Raw genomic sequence first — 16,753 nt, 5'->3', positions numbered from 1 at the left:
TTCAGGACACCGGGGGTCCGTCACCGGCCGGGCCGGGGGGCCCGCTCAGCCCCGCTTCTTCATCCTTCCGGGCAGCTCCGGTGCCGCCACGTCGTCCGCGTGGAGTTCACCGCGTTGGTCGTCACCTGCCGGTCCCCTCCAGCCCCTCCGCCAGCACCTCGGCCAGATGCCGCGCGCGGCGGCCCGCGAGCTGCTCCATCTGGGTACGGCAGGAGAATCCGTCCGCGAGGAGGACCGCGCCCTCAGGAGCCGACCGCACCGCGGGCAGCAGCCGCTCCTCCGCGACGGCCCGCGACACCTCGAAGTGGCCCTTCACGAAGCCGAAGTCGCCCGCGAGTCCGCAGCAGCCGCCTTCCAGTTCTCCGGTGAGGCCCGCCGCCTCGCGCAGCCGGCGGTCGGCCGAGTCACCCAGGACCGCGTGCTGGTGGCAGTGGGTCTGGCCGACCACCGGGCGGTCCACCGCGGGAGGAGTCCAGCCGGGGGCCAGGCCCTCCAGGGCCTCCGCGAACGTGAACACTCCGGAGGCGAGGGCGGCCGCCCGCGGGTCGTCGTGCAGCAGCTCCGGTAGATCGGTGCGGAGCGCCGCCGCACAGCTCGGTTCGAGGACGACCACCGGGAGACCCTCCTCCAGCACCGGTTCCATCAGGTCGAGCGTGCGGCGCAGAACGGTACGGGCCCGGTCCAGCTGGCCCGTGGAGACATAGGTCAGGCCACAGCAGACCCGGCCGCGACGGGCCGTCGGCCGTGCGCCGCCGTCCCGTGCCGAACGCGCGCGTGCCGTCGGCGGCAGGACCGGTCTCAGTCCCGCCGTCTCCAGCACGCGCACGGCCGCCTTGCCCACCGACGGGGACAGATGCTCCGTGAAGGTGTCGGGCCACAGGACGAGTCGCGGTCCGCCATCCGCCTCGGTGCGCGTCCGTCCGTCCCACCACCGGCTGAACGTCTCCTCGGCCAGCCGCGGAATCCCCCGCTCGGGTGCGATGCCGCCCAGCCGCCTGCCCAGCGCCGCCAACGGCCCGGCGGACGCGAGGGCGTTGACGACCGGCGCGGTGCGTGTACGGGCTACCGCCCGCAGCCACACCGGCAGCCACCCCATCGCGTAGTGCGCGGCCGGTCTGCGCCGCCCCGCGTAGTGGTGGTGCAGGAACTCCGCCTTGTACGTGGCCATGTCGACGCCGACCGGGCAGTCCGTGCGGCAGCCCTTGCAGGACAGGCACAGGTCCAGGGCGTCCCGCACCTCGGTCGACCGCCAGCCTTCGGTGACCACCTCGCCCGCCAGCATCTCGTGCAGCAGCCGGGCCCGCCCGCGTGTGGAGTGCTCCTCCTCGCCCGTCACCCGGAAGGAGGGGCACATCACGTCCGTCCCGGACACCGTCGTCGTACGGCACTTGGCGACGCCCACGCACCGGCGCACCGCGGCCGAGAAGTCGCCGCCGTCCGCGGGGTAGCCGAAGGCGACCTCGACCGGCTCGCGGGGCAGGACCGCGAACCTCAGGTTCTGGTCGAGCCGGGCCGGGCGCACCAGCATCCCCGGGTTGAGCAGGTCGTCCGGGTCCCAGACGGCCTTGGCCCGCTCGAAGAGGGCGACCAGTCCCGGTCCGTACATCTTCGGCAGCAGCTCCGCCCGCGCCTGGCCGTCGCCGTGCTCCCCGGAGAGCGAGCCGCCGTGGGAGACGACCAGGTCCGCGATGTCCTCGGAGAAGCGGCGGAAACGGGCGATGCCCGCATCGGTCAGCAGGTCGAAGTCGATGCGGACGTGGATGCAGCCGTCCCCGAAGTGGCCGTACGGCCTCCCGCGCAGACCGTGGTCGGCCAGCAGGCGTCTGAAGTCCCTGAGATACGGGCCGAGTCGGGCCGGCGGCACCGCGCAGTCCTCCCAGCCGGGCCAGGCCTCCGTACCTCCCGGGGCCCCCGTCCCGGAGGTGTCCGCGGGGATCCGCGTGGCCGTACCGCTCGCGTCCTCGCGCAGGCGCCACAGCGCGCGCTGCGCCGCCGGGTCCGTGACCACCAGGGAGTCCGTCGCGTCGGCCACCCGGACGATCGCCTCTGCATGCGCGCGTGCCTCCGGCGCGCTCGCTCCGCCCACCTCCACGAACAGCCAGGCGCCACCGCGCGGCAGCCCCGCCGACGGCGGCACGAGGTCGGCGGCCATGCCCTCCAGCGTCAGCGGGCCTCCCCAGCCCCCGGCTTCGCCCGAGCGGGGGGACCGCGACGGCCGCAGTCCCGCCGCGGCCTGGGCCGCCGCGCTCTCGTCCCCGTACGCCAGCACGGCGAGCGCATGCGCGCGGGGTGCCTCGACGAGGTCCACGACCGCCTCGGTCAGCACGCCCAGCGTGCCCTCCGAACCGCAGAGGGAACGCGCCACGTCCGCGCCCTTCTCCGGCAGCAGCGCGTCCAGCGCGTACCCGGAGATACGGCGCGGCAGCTCCGGATACCCCGTGCGCAGCAGCGCCAACTCGCCCTCCACGAGGGAGCGCAGACCCTCCGGGGCGCCCCGCCAGTCGCGGCCGGGGGTCAGCGCGGCGCCCCGCGCGGTCAGCACCGACAGCTCGCGCACGTTGTCCGCCGTGGTGCCCCAGGCCACCGAGTGGGAGCCGCACGCGTTGTTGCCGATCATCCCGCCCAAGGTGCAGCGGCTGTGCGTGGAGGGGTCCGGGCCGAAGCGCAGGCCGTGCGGCGCGGCGGCCTCCTGAAGACGGTCCAGGACCACGCCCGGCTGCACCACCGCCGTGCGTGCACCGGGATCCAGGGACACGATCCTGTTCATGTGCCGGGTGAAGTCGAGGACCACGCCTGTGCCTGTGGCCTGCCCGGCGATCGACGTGCCGCCGCCGCGGGCGACCACCGGCACTCCGTGCGCCCGGCACACGCTCAGCGCCGCGGCCACGTCGTCGGCGTCCCGGGGAGCCACCACACCGAGCGGCACCCGTCGGTAGTTGGACGCGTCCATGGTGTGCAGCGCCCGCGCCGCCGTACCGAACTCGACCGCGCCGCGCATCGCCGCGCGCAGCCGCGCACCCAGCGCGCCGACGTCCACGCCCGCCGGCCCGTGCCCTCGTCCACCTGGATCCGTCATGCTTCCCAGCATGCCTCCCCTCACTGACAGTGACCGTCCGGGATCACGCCGATACCGTCTCGTGGGCCGGCGCCGACACAGAACGAACCGAGCCGAATTGCCATCGGCTGATCATTCGGCCCGTCCTGGGTCCCCCGCTCGAGGGAAGCCGCGCGTGGGGGAGTTCGCGGGCTGGGCAGTTCGGGCCACGGCCGGGGCCTGGGGCGCGGCCTCCCGCGGACGGCCGACAACCACGTCTCATCGAATGGATACGCTTCGCCCGGGTTTCGCGAAACGGATACGCTCCCCTGCGTGGCTGACATCCAGATTCCTGCTGACCTCAAGCCCGCCGACGGCCGTTTCGGCGCGGGTCCCTCCAAGGTGCGGGTGGAGGCGCTGGACGCCCTCGCCGCCACGGGTAGCTCCCTGCTCGGCACGTCCCACCGCCAGGCCCCGGTCAAGAACCTGGTCGGCAAGGTACGCGAGGGCGTCCGCGAGCTCTTCCAGCTCCCCGACGGCTACGAGGTCATCCTCGGCAACGGCGGCTCCACCGCGTTCTGGGACATCGCGACCCACGGTCTGATCGAGAACAAGTCGCAGCACCTCAGCTTCGGCGAGTTCTCCTCCAAGTTCGCGAAGGCGGCGAAGCTCGCCCCGTGGCTCGCGGAGCCCACGGTCATCTCCTCCGACCCGGGCACGCACCCGCAGGCGGGGGCGGAGGAGGGCGTCGACGTCTACGCCCTCACCCACAACGAGACGTCGACGGGCGTCGCGATGCCGATCAGGCGCGTCGAGGGCGCGGACCCCGGGTCCCTGGTCCTCGTGGACGCCACCTCCGGCGCCGGCGGTCTCCCCGTCGACATCGCCGAGACGGACGTCTACTACTTCGCCCCGCAGAAGTCCTTCGCCTCCGACGGCGGCCTGTGGATCGGGATCTTCTCGCCGGCCGCACTCGAGCGCGCCGAGCGCATCCACGCCTCCGGGCGCCACGTGCCGGAGTTCTTCAGCCTCCCCACGGCGATCGACAACTCCCGTAAGAACCAGACGTACAACACCCCGGCCCTCGCCACCCTGTTCCTGCTCAACGAGCAGGTGGAGTGGCTGAACGGCCAGGGCGGCCTGGACTTCGCGGTCCGCCGCACGGCCACCTCCGCGCGCACGCTCTACGGCTGGGCCGAGGACGTGAAGTTCGCGACCCCGTTCGTCGCCGACCCGGCCAAACGCTCGCAGGTCATCGGCACGATCGACTTCTCCGACGAGGTCGACGCCGCGGCCGTCGCCAAGGTGCTGCGCGCCAACGGCATCGTGGACACCGAGCCGTACCGCAAGCTCGGCCGCAACCAGCTGCGCATCGCGATGTTCCCGGCGATCGACCCGGCGGACGTCGAGGCGCTGACGAAGTGTGTGGACTACGTGATCGAGAAGCTCTGACCTGTCGCCGCGTCACCGAGGGGCGCTCCGGTACTCACCGGGGCGCCCCTCGTGCGTGCCCGACGGTCAGCGGGGGCCGCGGCGCAGCAGCCGTTTGAGGCCGAAGACGAGGACGAAGCCGACGGCGAGCACCAGGGCACCGACCTTGTAGTCGGCCTTCATGGCCGCTCCCCCGCCGGCCTCGCCCTGCGTACTCTCCTTCCCGGACGGCGACTTGGAGCCGCCGGCGCCCTGCCGGTAGGGCACGCTCTCGGCCTGCACGTCGCTGTCGGTGCCCTCGCTGCCGTACAGGAGCTGCGACCCGTCGGTGGTGTACGTGACCGACTCGCCCTGCCGCTGCAGGGGCACCTCCAGCCGGCCCTGCCGCTTGATGTGCCCGTCGTTCCACGCGTACGCGATGCCGCCGAAGTAGCCGCGCACGGCGAGTTGCCCGCCGTCCGGTGAGAAAGCGGCGTCGGTGGCCCACAGGTCGACGGTGGCGACGGGCCGGAAGACGTTCGTCCCGGTGGACGACAGCTCGGCCGGGCCCTCGTAGAGGTGCCCGCCTTCCTCCTTCTTGTCGATGATGTAGACGCGCCCCGTCTTGGGGTGCACCACGAGGGACTCCGCGTCCCGGGGTCCGTTCGAGTACTTCACCACGTACTGGGTGGCGCGGACCGTCTGGTCCTTGAGCACCTTGGGCTCGGGCAGCTTGTAGATCCACACGTACGGCCAGGTGCCGCCGAGGTTGTCGCCGATGTCCCCGACGTAGATCTGGTTCCCGGGGCCGATGGAGATGGCCTCGACGTCGCGCGGTGTGCCGACGCCGCGGAGGGTGACGGTGGCGACCGTCTTCCCGGTGCGGCCGTCCACGGCGTAGATGTACGGGCCGTCGTCGCTGTCGTTGTGGGTCCAGTAGATGCCCGGGTGCAGCCGTGAGGCGGCGAGCCCGCTGGACTCGGTGATGCGGGGGTCCGTGACGGTGAAGCCGCCGCCGTCACCGGCGGCGGAGGCGGGCGCGGCGAGCGCACCGATGAGAAGGGCCCCGGCAAGGAACGCGAGCGATCGACGCATGCCCTCAAGCCTGCCATCCGCGGGCCCGTTCATCGGCCTCCTTGATCAACACAGCCGATTTCCACCGTGCGTGTCGATCCTCACACCCGCCCCGCCCCATACGTCCTCCCTGCGTCCGAGGACGATCGTCCATGATGAGCGGATGCTCAGGTTCATGCCCGTAGGCGATTCCATGACGATCGGGAGCGCGGGCGAACACACATGGCGCTACCGGCTGTGGCAGCACCTGTGCGCGACGCACGGCGGCCCGTTCTCGCTCGTGGGGCCGCGCGAGACACTCCATGACAAGGCGACGGACGCGCCGACGTCGTACGCCTACGCCGAACCCGGCTTCCCGCGGGCCCATCTGGCGGGCTGGGGCGAGGGCTGGTTCCACATGGTGCCGCTGATCGCCGGCGCCGTACGGGAGTCGCGCGCGGATGTGCTGCTGGTCTCGCTGGGCCTGATCGACCTGGGCTTCTACACGAACGCGGAACAGACCGCGGAGAACGTGAGCAGATTCGTGGCCGAGGCGCGCACGGCGAACCCGCGCATCCGCATGGTCCTGCTCCCCGTGATCCCGAACATCCGGGCCGAGGCTGACGACTCGTTCGCGACCCAGGTGACCCTCTTCAACGAGCTTCTCGCGAAGGCGGTGGCGGATCTGGACGAGCCCCGCTCGCCGCTTCTGCTCACCTCGATCCCGTCGTCGTACGACTTCCACCGGGACACCTACGACGGCACGCACCCGAACGCGAGCGGCGAACACAAGATCGCGGAGGCGTTCGCGGGGGCGATGTGGGAGGCATGGGGGGTCGGGCACACGTACGCGGCCGGAACAGGCTGACTCGATCCCGGCGTCCCCTGCTCACGGTGCGGCTCCCTTGCCTAGAGCGCACTCCACGCATTTGGCTAGGCAGTCATGAAGTACACGCAGCTCGGACGCACAGGACTCAAGGTCAGTCGGCTCGTCCTCGGGACCATGAACTTCGGCCCGCAGACCGACGAGGCCGACAGCCACTCGATCATGGACGCGGCGTTGGACGCGGGCATCAATTTCTTCGACACCGCCAACGTGTACGGCTGGGGCGAGAACAAGGGCCGCACCGAGAGCATCATCGGCAACTGGTTCGCCAAGGGCGGTGACCGGCGCGACAAGGTCGTCCTCGCCACCAAGGTCTACGGCAACATGGCCGCGGACGGCGACGCCTGGCCCAACCACGACAAACTCTCCGCCCTCAACATCCGGCGGGCGGTCGACGCCAGCCTCCAGCGGCTGCAGACCGACCACATCGACCTGTACCAGTTCCACCACATCGACCGGCGGACCCCCTTCGAGGAGATCTGGCAGGCCATCGACGTCCTGGTGCAGCAGGGCAAGATCCTCTACGCCGGATCCAGCAACTTCCCCGGATACAAGATCGCCCAGGCCAACGAGATCGCCGCGCGCCGCCACGGCACGATCGGCCTCGTCAGCGAGCAGTGCCTCTACAACCTCGCCGAGCGCCGAGCCGAGATGGAGGTGATCCCGGCCGCGCAGGACTACGGGCTCGGGGTCATCCCGTGGTCGCCCCTGCACGGCGGGCTGCTCGGCGGCGTCATCAAGAAGGAGGTCGAGGGCGGCCGCCGCGCCACGGGCCGCTCCGCCGACGCCCTGGCCAACACCTCCGTGCGGGCACAGGTCCAGGCCTACGAGGACCTGCTCGACAAGCACGGCGTCGAACCCGGTGAGGCAGCCCTCGCCTGGCTGCTGACCCGTCCCGGTGTCACCGGCCCCATCGTCGGCCCGCGCACCGCCGGGCAACTGGAGTCGGCCCTGCGGGCGGTGGAGCTGGAGCTGTCCGAGGAGCTGCTGGCCGGGCTGGACGACATCTTCCCGGGTCCGGGGCCGTCCCCGGAGGCGTTCGCCTGGTGAGCCCGCACAGCTCCCGGTAGGCCGGGCCGGCCGCGCTCCGCATCACCTGCCGAGCGCGGCCGCCACGGCTACGACGGCGAACAGCAGCACAAGCGCACCGGCCATGATCTGGTTCCGTGTTTTCGGGTCCACTCTTCGAGACTAACCGGCACGCTCTAGGAACCGTCCGCCGGACCATGCCCCGCGGGCCCGAGCGGCCAGCGGGCGACCGGCTCGTAGCGGGGCTGCTCACCGGGCACGCCGGACCTCGGCAGGTTGCTGCGGACCAGGACCAGCTCGTCCACCGTCCAGGTACTGCTGCGGAAGTCGCGCAGGTTCTCGACGTACGGCCGCGTATCCACCGCGTCACGGCTGCGCGCCACCGTCAGGTGTGCCTTGTAGCGGCGGTGCTCCCCCATGGATACGCCCGCCTTGCGCGCCGCCGCCTCGGAGCGGTCGGCCAGCAGCCCCAGGGTCGGCAGGTCCCCCTCGGCGCCCGCCCACAGCGCCCGCCCGTGCCCGAACTGCCCGCCGCCCCGCAGCGCGAGCGGGAAGGACGGCGTACGGCGTGCCACGCTCTCCAGGCGCACCGAGAGCTCCGGTAGGACCTCCTCGTCGACCTCCCCGTAGAAGGCGAGCGTGAAGTGCCAGCCGGGCCGGCCGGTCCAGCGCAGTGCGTCCGCCCCGGGCAGCCGCTTCAACTCGGCCACCTCACGGGCGAGCTCGTCGGTGACGTCTTGCGGTGGCTGGAGCGCGACGAAGAGTCTCATGGGACCAGTCTCCCCGGGGTGCCCTTGAAGGTCCGGGCGTGTCCTGGTCACCGTGCGTATCGTTGTACCGCGCGGCTGCATGCAAACAGGCAGCAGCGCGGAGGAGCGGCACAGTGACTGTTCTGGCAGACAGGATCGAGATGGCCGACCAGGGCGAGGAACTCAGCCTCGACACTATGTTCGACTGGCTGGAGCGGATGCACATCCCCGAGGGTTTCAAGACCGAGATCGTCGAGGGGGGCATCTTCGTGACGCCGCAGCGGGCCACGCACTGGCAAACCATCCTGGACATTGTCGAACAACTGCGCGCCAAGTACCCGCGGAGGAGCGTGCAATCAGACGTCCGCATCGACTACCCCGGTCATCTCAACGGGTTCGCGTCCGACGTCGTGGCGCTCGCGAAAGACGCCCGGGGGGACGCCAAGGGCCGCTGGCGTCACCAGGACGTCGAGTTCGTCGCCGAGGTGATCTCGAGGGACACCGCCCGCAACGACCACGGGCCGAAGAAGGCCGCCTACGCCGCCGCCGAGGTGCCGGTGTACCTGATCGTGGATCCGTACACCGGCACCTGGCATCTGGCATCTGCACACCCTGCCGAAGGACGGCGCATATCGCGGCGAGCTCACCCTGGACTTCGGCGAGGAGATCGACCTGACCGGGACCGTGGTGGGGCTGGTCCTCAAGACGGACGAGTTCCCTCGCGACTGACCCCCGGCCCGCAGAGGCCAGGGGCCCGGTCTACGCCGCCGTCGCCAGCTCCTCCTGCCGCTCGCTCGGGACGAAACGGACCTCCGGGCGGCCGCGGTTCCAGCCGACCGACAGGCGCAGCCCGCCGAGCCGGGCCAGGACCAGGCCGATCGTGGCGGCCGCCGCGGCCGAGACGGCACCGCCAAGGGCGAAGCCGACTTGCGGGCCCCAGGTGTCCGTGATCCAGCCGACCAGGGGCGCGCCCAGCGGCGTACCGCCCATGAAGACCATCATGAACAGGGCCATGACGCGGCCGCGCATCGCCGGGTCCGTGCCCATCTGGACAGTCGTGTTCGCGGTGACGTTCACGGTCAGACCGAAGATCCCTATCGGGACCATCAGCAGCGCGAACAGCCACAGCGACGGAGCCCCGGCCGCCACGATCTCCAGCACGCCGAAGGCGGCCGCCGCCGCGATCAGCACACGCAGCCGGGCCGCGCCGCGGCGGGCGGCGAGCAGCGCACCGGTCAGCGAGCCGAGCGCCATCAGCGTGTTGAAGAGGCTGTAGGCGCCGGCGCCCGCGTGGAAGACATGCCCCGCGTACGCCGACAGCCACACCGGAAAGTTGAAGCCGAAGGTGCCGATGAAGCCGACCAGGACGATCGGCCAGAGCAGCTCCGGTCGCCCGGCCACATAGCGCAGGCCCTCACGGAGCTGGCCCTTGCCGCGCGGGGCGCGCTCCACCGTGTGCAGCTCACGGGCCCGCATCAGCAGCAGGCCGGCGATGGGGGCGAGGAAGGACAGTCCGTTGAACAGGAAGGCCCAGCCCGTGCCGACGCCGGTGATCAGGACACCGGCCACCGCTGGGCCCACCAGACGGGCGGACTGGAAGTTCGCCGAGTTCAGGCTGACCGCGTTCTGCAGCTGCCCGGGGCCGACCATCTCGGAGACGAAGGACTGGCGGGCCGGGTTGTCCACGACCGTGGCGAGTCCCACGGCGAAGGCCGCGAGGTAGACGTGCCAGACCCGGACGTCGCCGGAGAGGGTGAGGAAGGCGAGGACGATGCCCGTGGCACCCATCGCCGACTGCGTGACCAGCAGCGCCGGGCGCTTGGGGAAGCGGTCGACGAGAACGCCGCCGTACAGGCCGAAGAGCAGCATCGGCAGGAACTGCAGCGCCGTGGTGACACCCACGGCGGCGGAGGAGCCGGTCAGGCTCAGCACCAGCCAGTCCTGGGCGATGCGCTGCATCCATGTGCCGGTGTTGGAGACGACCTGGCCGAGGAAGAACAGCCGGTAGTTGCGCACGCGCAGCGAGCTGAACATGGAAGAGGTGCGGGGCTTCGCCCGTTCGACGGGCTCGGCGCTCCCGGCGGGGGTGGGGGCCTGGTCGGTCTCGTGGATGGACTTGGAGTCGTGGGTGGCTGGTGCGGGGGCGGAAGCTGCTCCGGTTCCCGAACTCAAAAGGGTTCGCCTCCTTGCGATGACGGCTTCGTGCGTACGCGGGTGGGGGCCGCGTCTGTCATGGGTGCGCACCGGTCACAGGTGCGCGAGCTTCTCCAGCACGGGGGCGGCGGCGCGGAGTTTCGCCCACTCGTCCTCGTCCAGGCCCTCGACCAGTCCGGCCAGGAAGGCGTTCCGCTTGCGGCGGCTCTCCTCGAGCATCGCCTCGGCCCGCTCGGTCTGGGTGACCACCTTCTGGCGCCGGTCCTCGGGGTGCGGCTCGAGCTGCACCAGACCCTTGCTCTCCAGCAGCGTCACGATGCGGGTCATCGAGGGTGGCTGGACGTGCTCCTTGCGGGCGAGCTCGCCCGGTGTGGCGGAACCGCAGCGGGCCAGGGTGCCGAGCACCGACATCTCGGTCGGGCTCAGCGACTCGTCGACCCGCTGGTGCTTGAGTCGGCGCGACAGGCGCATCACAGCGGAGCGGAGAGCGTTCACGGCGGCAGCGTCGTCGCCATGGGTCAAGTCAGCCATACCCTTAGGGTAACTCATTACTTTCCCTAAAGACCACCGGAGTGCGCCGCCTGTCGGGTGACACAGGCCACTGGCCGCCGCTTGCTCTTGATATTGTCCGTGAAGCTTCTGAGCTGCACTTATCACCCAAACGAGTGATCCAACGGCGGAACGTGACGCACCACCGGCCCGAGTCCGGCAACCCTCATAGCCATGGGGACCAACGTGCTCAGCGTGCGGATGGACCGGGAGCTGCTCGACCGCATCCGGCATCGCGCCGCCCAAAGAGGGATGAGCGTCCAGGACTATGTCGTCCGGACGCTCATCCGAGATGACTTCGACGAGCGGTTCAAGGCCGCCGTCGAAGAGACGGAACGGTTCTACGGGGTCACCTGACCTGACCTGATCCGCCGGCGGCCCCCGGCGGATCAGGTCAGGCCCAGTGCCGGCATCAGGTAGTAGAAGCCGAAGACCGCCGCCACCACGTACATCGGGGCCGGCACCTCGCGGCCGCGGCCGGCCGCGAGGCGCAGGATCACGAAGGTGATGAAGCCCATGCCGATGCCGTTCGTGATCGAGTAGGTGAAGGGCATCGTCATCATCGTCACGAAGGCGGGGATGGCGATCGTGTGATCCGACCAGTCGATCTCCTTCACGGAGCTGGACAGGATCAGGAAGCCCACCGCCACCAGTGCCGGGGTGGCCGCCTGGGACGGAACCATGGTGGCGACCGGGGTGAGGAAGAGGGCCACGGCGAACAACGCGCCCGTGACGACGTTCGCGAAGCCCGTGCGCGCGCCCTCGCCGACGCCCGCCGTGGACTCCACGAAGCAGGTGGTGGCCGAGGAGGAGCTCGCACCGCCCGCCGCGACGGCGATGCCGTCCACGAAGAGGACCTTGTTGATACCGGGCATGTTGCCCTCGGCGTCGGTCAGCTTGGCCTCGTCGCTGATGCCCATGATCGTGCCCATCGCGTCGAAGAAGCACGACAGCAGGACCGTGAAGACGAAGAGGATCCCGGTCAGCACACCGACCTTGCCGAAGCCACCGAACAGGCTGACCTTGCCGATCAGGCCGAAGTCCGGGGTGGCGACGGGGTTGCCGGGCCACTTCGGAACGGTCAGGCCCCAGGACGGGATCTTGGCGACCGTGTTGACGATCAGCGCGAGGACCGTCATCGAGACGATCGAGATCAGGATCGCTCCCTGCACCTTGCGGACGATCAGCGCGAAGGTGAGCAGCGTGCCCAGGATGAAGATCAGCACCGGCCAGCCGTTCAGATGGCCGTCGCCACCCAGCTGGAGCGGGACCGTGGTCTGCGCGACGTCCGGGATGCGGGTGACGAAGCCGGAGTCGACAAGACCGATCAGCATGATGAACAGGCCGATACCGATCGAGATGCCCTTGCGCAGGCCGAGCGGCACGGCGTTCATCACCCGCTCGCGCAGTCCGGTGGCGACCAGCAGCATGACCACGACGCCGGCGAGGACCACCATGCCCATCGCGTCCGGCCACGACATCCGGGGGGCGAGCTGGAGTGCCACGACCGTGTTCACGCCGAGGCCGGCCGCCAGGGCGATCGGGACGTTGCCGATGACGCCCATGAGCAGCGTGGTGAAGGCGGCGGTGAGGGCGGTGGCGGTGGCGAGCTGGCCGTGGTCCAGGTGGTGCCCGTACATGTCCTTCGCGCTGCCGAGGATGATCGGGTTCAGCACGATGATGTAGGCCATCGCGAAGAAGGTGGCGAAACCGCCTCGGATCTCACGCGGCAGCGTGCTGCCCCGCTCGGAGATCTTGAAGTAGCGGTCGAGGGCTCCGGAAGGGGACCGGGTGCCCGGCTGCTGCGGGGCGGGGACCTTGGCGGGGGCCGAGGTGGGCATACAGGACCTCAAGGGTGCGGGGGATCTCGAACAAAAAGCGATCGAGTCTCACCGCCGTCGGATCTCCAGCGGATTCCCCATGTGCCCGTTGGAGGTTCCTACGAACATAAGCGGCCAGACTCGAACTGTTTCAGTATGAACATATAAGGCGCAGATCGCTATCTCCGCGCGTAGACCCTTGGCAGGAACAAGCCTCCGCGGAGCACTCGGGGTGTCCGCACCCCGCGGACACACTCCTCGTAAGCTGTGCCCATGGCGAAGTGGACCCCCAGGCACGAGGCGCCGGAGCCCCTTGAGGGCCCCGTGGTCGCCACCATCACCGGCGGCACGATCCTCTGGTTCGTCCTCTTCCTGGCCCAGCTCCCCTTCTACGGCTGGTTCGCCGACCACGGCCACACCTGGTGGCTGTGGACGTGCCTGGCCGGAGCGGGCCTCGGCTGCATCGGCATCTGGTACGTCCGCAGGCGGGACGCGGCCATCAAGCGGGCGGCCGCTCAGCAGTAGCCGGGTTTCGTACAACCACCACACGACCCCCGTCCTCCTCGGGTCGGATCTTTGGGGCCCTCGGCGGGTGAAGGCACAAATCCGCACGTACCGTCGAATGCATGACGCACATCGACGCGGGCGCCGAACTCGATCCCGTCCACCCCGTCCCCGTGCCGGGGCGGACGCGGGGACTGTCCGCCGCCGAGGTGGCCGAACGGGTCGCCCGCGGTCAGGTCAACGATGTTCCCGTCCGCAGCAGCCGCTCCCTGGGCGAGATCGTCCGCGCGAACGTCTTCACCCGCTTCAACGCGATCATCGGTGTGCTCTGGGTGGTCATGCTGTGCGTGGCGCCCTTCCAGGACAGCCTCTTCGGTTACGTGATCATCGCCAACACCGGCATCGGCATCATCCAGGAGTGGCGCGCCAAGAAGACCCTGGACTCGCTCGCGGTGATCGGCGAGGCGAGACCGACGGTGCGCCGGGAAGGGGTGGCCGTCGTCGTGGGCACCTCGGAGATCGTGCTGGACGACGTCATCGAGGTCGGGCCCGGCGACAAGATCGTGGTCGACGGAATCTGCGCCGAGAGCGACGGGCTGGAGATCGACGAGTCGCTGCTGACCGGTGAGGCGGACCCCGTGGTCAAACGGCCCGGGGGCCCGGTGATGTCCGGCAGCTTCGTCGTCGCCGGCAGCGGCGCCTTCAAGGCCACCAAGGTGGGGCGCGAGGCCTACGCCGCCCAGCTCGCCGAGGAGGCCACCCGCTTCACGCTCGTCCACTCCGAGCTGCGCAGCGGTATATCCACGATCCTCAAGTACGTGACCTGGATGATGGTCCCGACCGCGATCGGCCTGGTCATCAGCCAGCTGGTGGTCAAGCAGTCCGGGTTCAAGGACTCCCTGGCCCGCACGGTCGGCGGCATCGTGCCCATGGTGCCCGAGGGGCTCGTCCTGCTGACCTCCGTCGCCTTCGCCATCGGGGTCATCCGGCTGGGACGCAAGCAGGTCCTGGTCCAGGAACTCCCCGCGATCGAGGGGCTCGCCCGGGTCGACACCGTCTGCCTGGACAAGACGGGCACCCTGACGGAGGGCGGGATGGACGTCACCGAGCTGCGGCCGCTGCAGGGCGCCGACGAGACGTACGTCCGCCAGGTCCTCGGCGCCCTCGGCGAGTCGGACCCGCGCCCGAACGCCTCCCTCCAGGCGATCATCGACGCCTACCCGGACAGCGAGGAGTGGCGCTGTGTCCAGGCGCTCCCCTTTTCCTCGGCCCGCAAGTACAGCGGCGCGTCCTTCAGCGAGGGCGACGGCGAATCCAGTACATGGCTCCTGGGCGCCCCCGACGTCCTGCTGGACCCCGACGACCCGGCCCTGACCGAGACCGTGCGGCTCAACGAGCAGGGGCTGCGCGTGCTGCTGCTCGCCCGGGTCTCAGGGGACCTGGACGACCTCCGGATCACGGCGGGCGCCCAGCCCACCGCCCTGGTCGTGCTGGAGCAGCGGCTGCGGCCCGACGCCGCCGACACTCTGCGCTACTTCGCCGACCAGAACGTCCGCGCCAAGGTGATCTCCGGCGACAACGCGGTGTCCGTCGGCGCGGTGGCCGGAAAACTCGGCATCGCAGGCAAGGTCCTGGACGCCCGGCGCCTGCCCTCGAACCAGGCCGAGATGGCGAAGTCGCTCGACAAGGGGACCGTGTTCGGACGGGTCACCCCGCAGCAGAAGCGGGACATGGTGGGCGCGCTCCAGGCGCACGGGCACACGGTGGCGATGACGGGCGACGGAGTGAACGACGTGCTCGCGCTCAAGGACGCGGACATCGGCGTCTCGATGGGCTCCGGTTCGGAGGCGACCCGGGCCGTGGCCCAGATCGTGCTGCTGGACAACAGCTTCGCGACGCTGCCGTCGGTGGTCGGCGAGGGCCGGCGCGTGATCGGGAACATCACCCGGGTGGCCACGCTGTTCCTGGTGAAGACGGTCTACTCGGTGCTGCTCGCGGTGCTGGTGGTGTGCTGGCAGGTGGAGTACCCGTTCCTGCCCCGGCACCTGACGCTGCTGTCGACGCTGACGATCGGCATCCCCGCCTTCTTCCTCGCGCTCGCACCCAACAAGGAGCGGGCGAAACCGCACTTCGTGCGCCGGGTGATGCGGTACTCGGTCCCGGGCGGGGCCGTGGCCGCGATCGCGACCTTCGTCACCTATCTGATCGCCCGGCACCACTACACGGGTCCTGGCTCACTGGACGCGGAGACCAGCGCGGCGACCCTCACTCTGTTCCTGATCTCCATGTGGGTGCTGGCGATCGTCGCCCGGCCCTACACCTGGTGGCGCGTCACCCTGGTGGCGGCGATGGGCGTGGCGTTCCTGTTCGTCCTGATCGTGCCCGCCCTCCAGCGCTTCTTCGCACTGAAGCTGGTCGGGGTCGCCATCCCGTGGATCGCGGTGGGCATCGCGGCGCTGGCGGCGGTCGCCCTCGAGTTCGTCTGGAAGTGGGTCGACCGCCGCGTGCCCGCGTGAGCTGCACCGTGGGCCACATGCTCTGGCGGCCGTAGCCGGCCGAGCGCACGAAACGGTCCGGGGCCGCTCCGTCGGAGCGGCCCCGGCCTGAGGAACGGAATCGGCCCCCCGCGTCCCGGACGGGACGCGGGTGCCGAGCCGTACCTGGGGTCAGATCACTTCACGTCGACGTAGTCAGCGGTGGCGCTGACGCCCGCGACGGTCGGGCTGCCCGCGAAGCTGTAGCGGAAGTAGCCGTCGGTGGACGCCTTGACCGTGGTCTTGAGGGCGCCCGTCGAGGAGGTCTTGATGGACTTCACCGTGGTGTAGGTGGTGGAGCCCTTCTTGCGGAACTGGAGCTTGACGTACTGGCCCGCGTAGCCGGCGTACGTGCCGTTCTCCCAGTTGGCGCGCGAGAGCTTGCCCGCGACGGTGATGGTGCTGCCCTTCTTCACCGGTTCCGGGGTGGCGTCCGTGGTCAGCTTGCCGCCGCGCAGCACCTTGACGTTGCCGAGGTTGCCCTGCTGCTTGGAGTCGCCGTTCATGGTGATGGCGAGGCCATCGGCCGTCCAGGTGCCGGCGTCGGAGTTCGCGAGGTCGGACCGGTAGACCGTGAGGACGGCCGTGCAGCTGAGAACGGTCGACGAGGTGGCGGTGCAGGTGCCCGGGTCGTCGGCGATCTCCAGGTTGGTGGGCTTGGTGATCGAGGAGCCGCGGTAGATGAGCGGTCCGTGGCGAAGTTGGCGGTGCTGGTGTCGAGACCGGCGGCGTGCGTCACGGTGTAGGTGACCGGCACGTTCACCTTGGTGCCGGTACCGAGAACGATCGCCTTGCCCTTGTTGACCTTCATGTTGGAGAAGGTGACGTTGAGCGTGGCGGTGGCGCCCGTCCTGGCGGTGACGGAGCTGAAGGAGGCCTTGGCGGACGGGGCAGCAGCCGCTTGGGCGGCCGGCACGGCGAAGGCGGAGATGGCCAGGGCGCCGGTGAGGGCGGCCGCAGTGGCGCGAATACGCATTGCGTTCTCCACGTGGAGAAAGGGGCCAGAGGTTGCCCACCCCTGGGGCTCAAGT

The 16,753-nt window shown here is 70.4% G+C and carries 12 protein-coding genes and 2 pseudogenes; 7 read left to right on the top strand and 7 right to left on the bottom strand.

The window, feature by feature from the left end; translation table 11 throughout:
- Positions 1-121 precede the first annotated feature (121 nt).
- Positions 122-2,998, bottom strand: coding sequence for an FAD-binding and (Fe-S)-binding domain-containing protein (locus tag ABZ904_RS14910; RefSeq protein WP_360993485.1), 2,877 nt, complete (start codon positions 2,996-2,998; stop codon positions 122-124).
- Positions 2,999-3,367: 369 nt separating this feature from the next.
- Between ABZ904_RS14910 and serC the strand changes: the two genes are divergently transcribed.
- Positions 3,368-4,486, top strand: coding sequence for a phosphoserine transaminase (gene serC / locus ABZ904_RS14905; protein WP_359393966.1), 1,119 nt, complete (start codon positions 3,368-3,370; stop codon positions 4,484-4,486).
- A 66-nt stretch (positions 4,487-4,552) separates the two neighbouring features.
- On the opposite strand, the gene ABZ904_RS14900 is transcribed toward serC, so the two are convergent.
- The gene (locus ABZ904_RS14900; protein ID WP_359393964.1) at positions 4,553-5,539 is read right to left on the bottom strand and encodes a WD40 repeat domain-containing protein; all 987 of its coding nucleotides are present in this window, start codon (positions 5,537-5,539) and stop codon (positions 4,553-4,555) included.
- Positions 5,540-5,681: 142 nt separating this feature from the next.
- On the opposite strand from ABZ904_RS14900, the gene ABZ904_RS14895 reads away from it, so the two are divergent.
- Both ABZ904_RS14895 and ABZ904_RS14890 read left to right on the top strand, forming a co-directional pair.
- Entirely contained in the window at positions 5,682-6,365 is a 684-nt protein-coding gene (locus ABZ904_RS14895; protein ID WP_359393962.1) for a GDSL-type esterase/lipase family protein, read from the top strand.
- A gap of 75 nt (positions 6,366-6,440) precedes the next feature.
- Complete coding sequence (locus ABZ904_RS14890) at positions 6,441-7,433, top strand: aldo/keto reductase (protein WP_359393959.1); 993 nt, start codon at positions 6,441-6,443, stop codon at positions 7,431-7,433.
- Between the two features lie 155 nt (positions 7,434-7,588).
- On the opposite strand, the gene thpR is transcribed toward ABZ904_RS14890, so the two are convergent.
- Complete coding sequence (gene thpR / locus ABZ904_RS14885; protein ID WP_360993303.1) at positions 7,589-8,182, bottom strand: RNA 2',3'-cyclic phosphodiesterase; 594 nt, start codon at positions 8,180-8,182, stop codon at positions 7,589-7,591.
- 140 nt (positions 8,183-8,322) lie between these two features.
- Between thpR and ABZ904_RS14880 the strand changes: the two are divergent.
- Positions 8,323-8,890, top strand: a pseudogene (locus ABZ904_RS14880) (Uma2 family endonuclease).
- 30 nt (positions 8,891-8,920) lie between these two features.
- On the opposite strand, the gene ABZ904_RS14875 reads toward ABZ904_RS14880, so the two are convergent.
- Positions 8,921-10,333 (bottom strand): MFS transporter, encoded by a 1,413-nt coding sequence (locus ABZ904_RS14875; RefSeq protein WP_360993299.1) that lies wholly within the window; start codon positions 10,331-10,333, stop codon positions 8,921-8,923.
- A 75-nt stretch (positions 10,334-10,408) separates the two neighbouring features.
- Positions 10,409-10,846: a MarR family transcriptional regulator gene (locus tag ABZ904_RS14870; RefSeq protein ID WP_360993296.1), complete on the bottom strand. Its 438-nt coding sequence runs from the start codon at positions 10,844-10,846 to the stop codon at positions 10,409-10,411.
- 192 nt (positions 10,847-11,038) lie between these two features.
- Here ABZ904_RS14870 and ABZ904_RS14865 point away from each other — a divergent pair, with 192 nt between their 5' ends.
- The gene (locus ABZ904_RS14865; RefSeq protein WP_359393950.1) at positions 11,039-11,221 is read left to right on the top strand and encodes a ribbon-helix-helix protein, CopG family; all 183 of its coding nucleotides are present in this window, start codon (positions 11,039-11,041) and stop codon (positions 11,219-11,221) included.
- 32 nt (positions 11,222-11,253) lie between these two features.
- On the opposite strand, the gene ABZ904_RS14860 is transcribed toward ABZ904_RS14865, so the two are convergent.
- Complete coding sequence (locus ABZ904_RS14860) at positions 11,254-12,705, bottom strand: NCS2 family permease (protein ID WP_361823409.1); 1,452 nt, start codon at positions 12,703-12,705, stop codon at positions 11,254-11,256.
- Positions 12,706-12,957: 252 nt separating this feature from the next.
- Here ABZ904_RS14860 and ABZ904_RS14855 point away from each other — a divergent pair, with 252 nt between their 5' ends.
- Both ABZ904_RS14855 and ABZ904_RS14850 read left to right on the top strand, forming a co-directional pair.
- Positions 12,958-13,209 (top strand): DUF2530 domain-containing protein, encoded by a 252-nt coding sequence (locus tag ABZ904_RS14855; RefSeq protein ID WP_359393946.1) that lies wholly within the window; start codon positions 12,958-12,960, stop codon positions 13,207-13,209.
- A gap of 101 nt (positions 13,210-13,310) precedes the next feature.
- Complete coding sequence (locus tag ABZ904_RS14850; protein ID WP_360993291.1) at positions 13,311-15,704, top strand: cation-translocating P-type ATPase; 2,394 nt, start codon at positions 13,311-13,313, stop codon at positions 15,702-15,704.
- A gap of 155 nt (positions 15,705-15,859) precedes the next feature.
- Here the strand turns inward: ABZ904_RS14850 and ABZ904_RS14845 are convergent.
- Positions 15,860-16,698, bottom strand: a pseudogene (locus tag ABZ904_RS14845) (hypothetical protein).
- Between the last annotated feature and the right edge of the window lie 55 nt (positions 16,699-16,753).

It is taken from the genome of Streptomyces sp. NPDC046900 (genome assembly GCF_040644975.1).
Taxonomy (GTDB): domain Bacteria; phylum Actinomycetota; class Actinomycetes; order Streptomycetales; family Streptomycetaceae; genus Streptomyces.
This window is presented reverse-complemented; position numbering and strand designations above follow the sequence as displayed.

Excerpts from the sequence above, each read along its gene's own strand:
- ABZ904_RS14910 (WP_360993485.1), bottom strand. The coding sequence starts at position 2,998 with ATGCGCGGCGCGGTCGAGTTCGGTACGGCGGCGCGGGCGCTGCACACC.
- ABZ904_RS14900 (WP_359393964.1), bottom strand. The coding sequence starts at position 5,539 with ATGCGTCGATCGCTCGCGTTCCTTGCCGGGGCCCTTCTCATCGGTGCG.
- ABZ904_RS14895 (WP_359393962.1), top strand. The coding sequence starts at position 5,682 with ATGCTCAGGTTCATGCCCGTAGGCGATTCCATGACGATCGGGAGCGCG.
- ABZ904_RS14890 (WP_359393959.1), top strand. The coding sequence starts at position 6,441 with ATGAAGTACACGCAGCTCGGACGCACAGGACTCAAGGTCAGTCGGCTC.
- thpR (WP_360993303.1), bottom strand. The coding sequence starts at position 8,182 with ATGAGACTCTTCGTCGCGCTCCAGCCACCGCAAGACGTCACCGACGAG.
- ABZ904_RS14870 (WP_360993296.1), bottom strand. The coding sequence starts at position 10,846 with ATGGCTGACTTGACCCATGGCGACGACGCTGCCGCCGTGAACGCTCTC.
- ABZ904_RS14865 (WP_359393950.1), top strand. The coding sequence starts at position 11,039 with ATGGGGACCAACGTGCTCAGCGTGCGGATGGACCGGGAGCTGCTCGAC.
- ABZ904_RS14860 (WP_361823409.1), bottom strand. The coding sequence starts at position 12,705 with ATGCCCACCTCGGCCCCCGCCAAGGTCCCCGCCCCGCAGCAGCCGGGC.
- ABZ904_RS14855 (WP_359393946.1), top strand. The coding sequence starts at position 12,958 with ATGGCGAAGTGGACCCCCAGGCACGAGGCGCCGGAGCCCCTTGAGGGC.
- ABZ904_RS14850 (WP_360993291.1), top strand. The coding sequence starts at position 13,311 with ATGACGCACATCGACGCGGGCGCCGAACTCGATCCCGTCCACCCCGTC.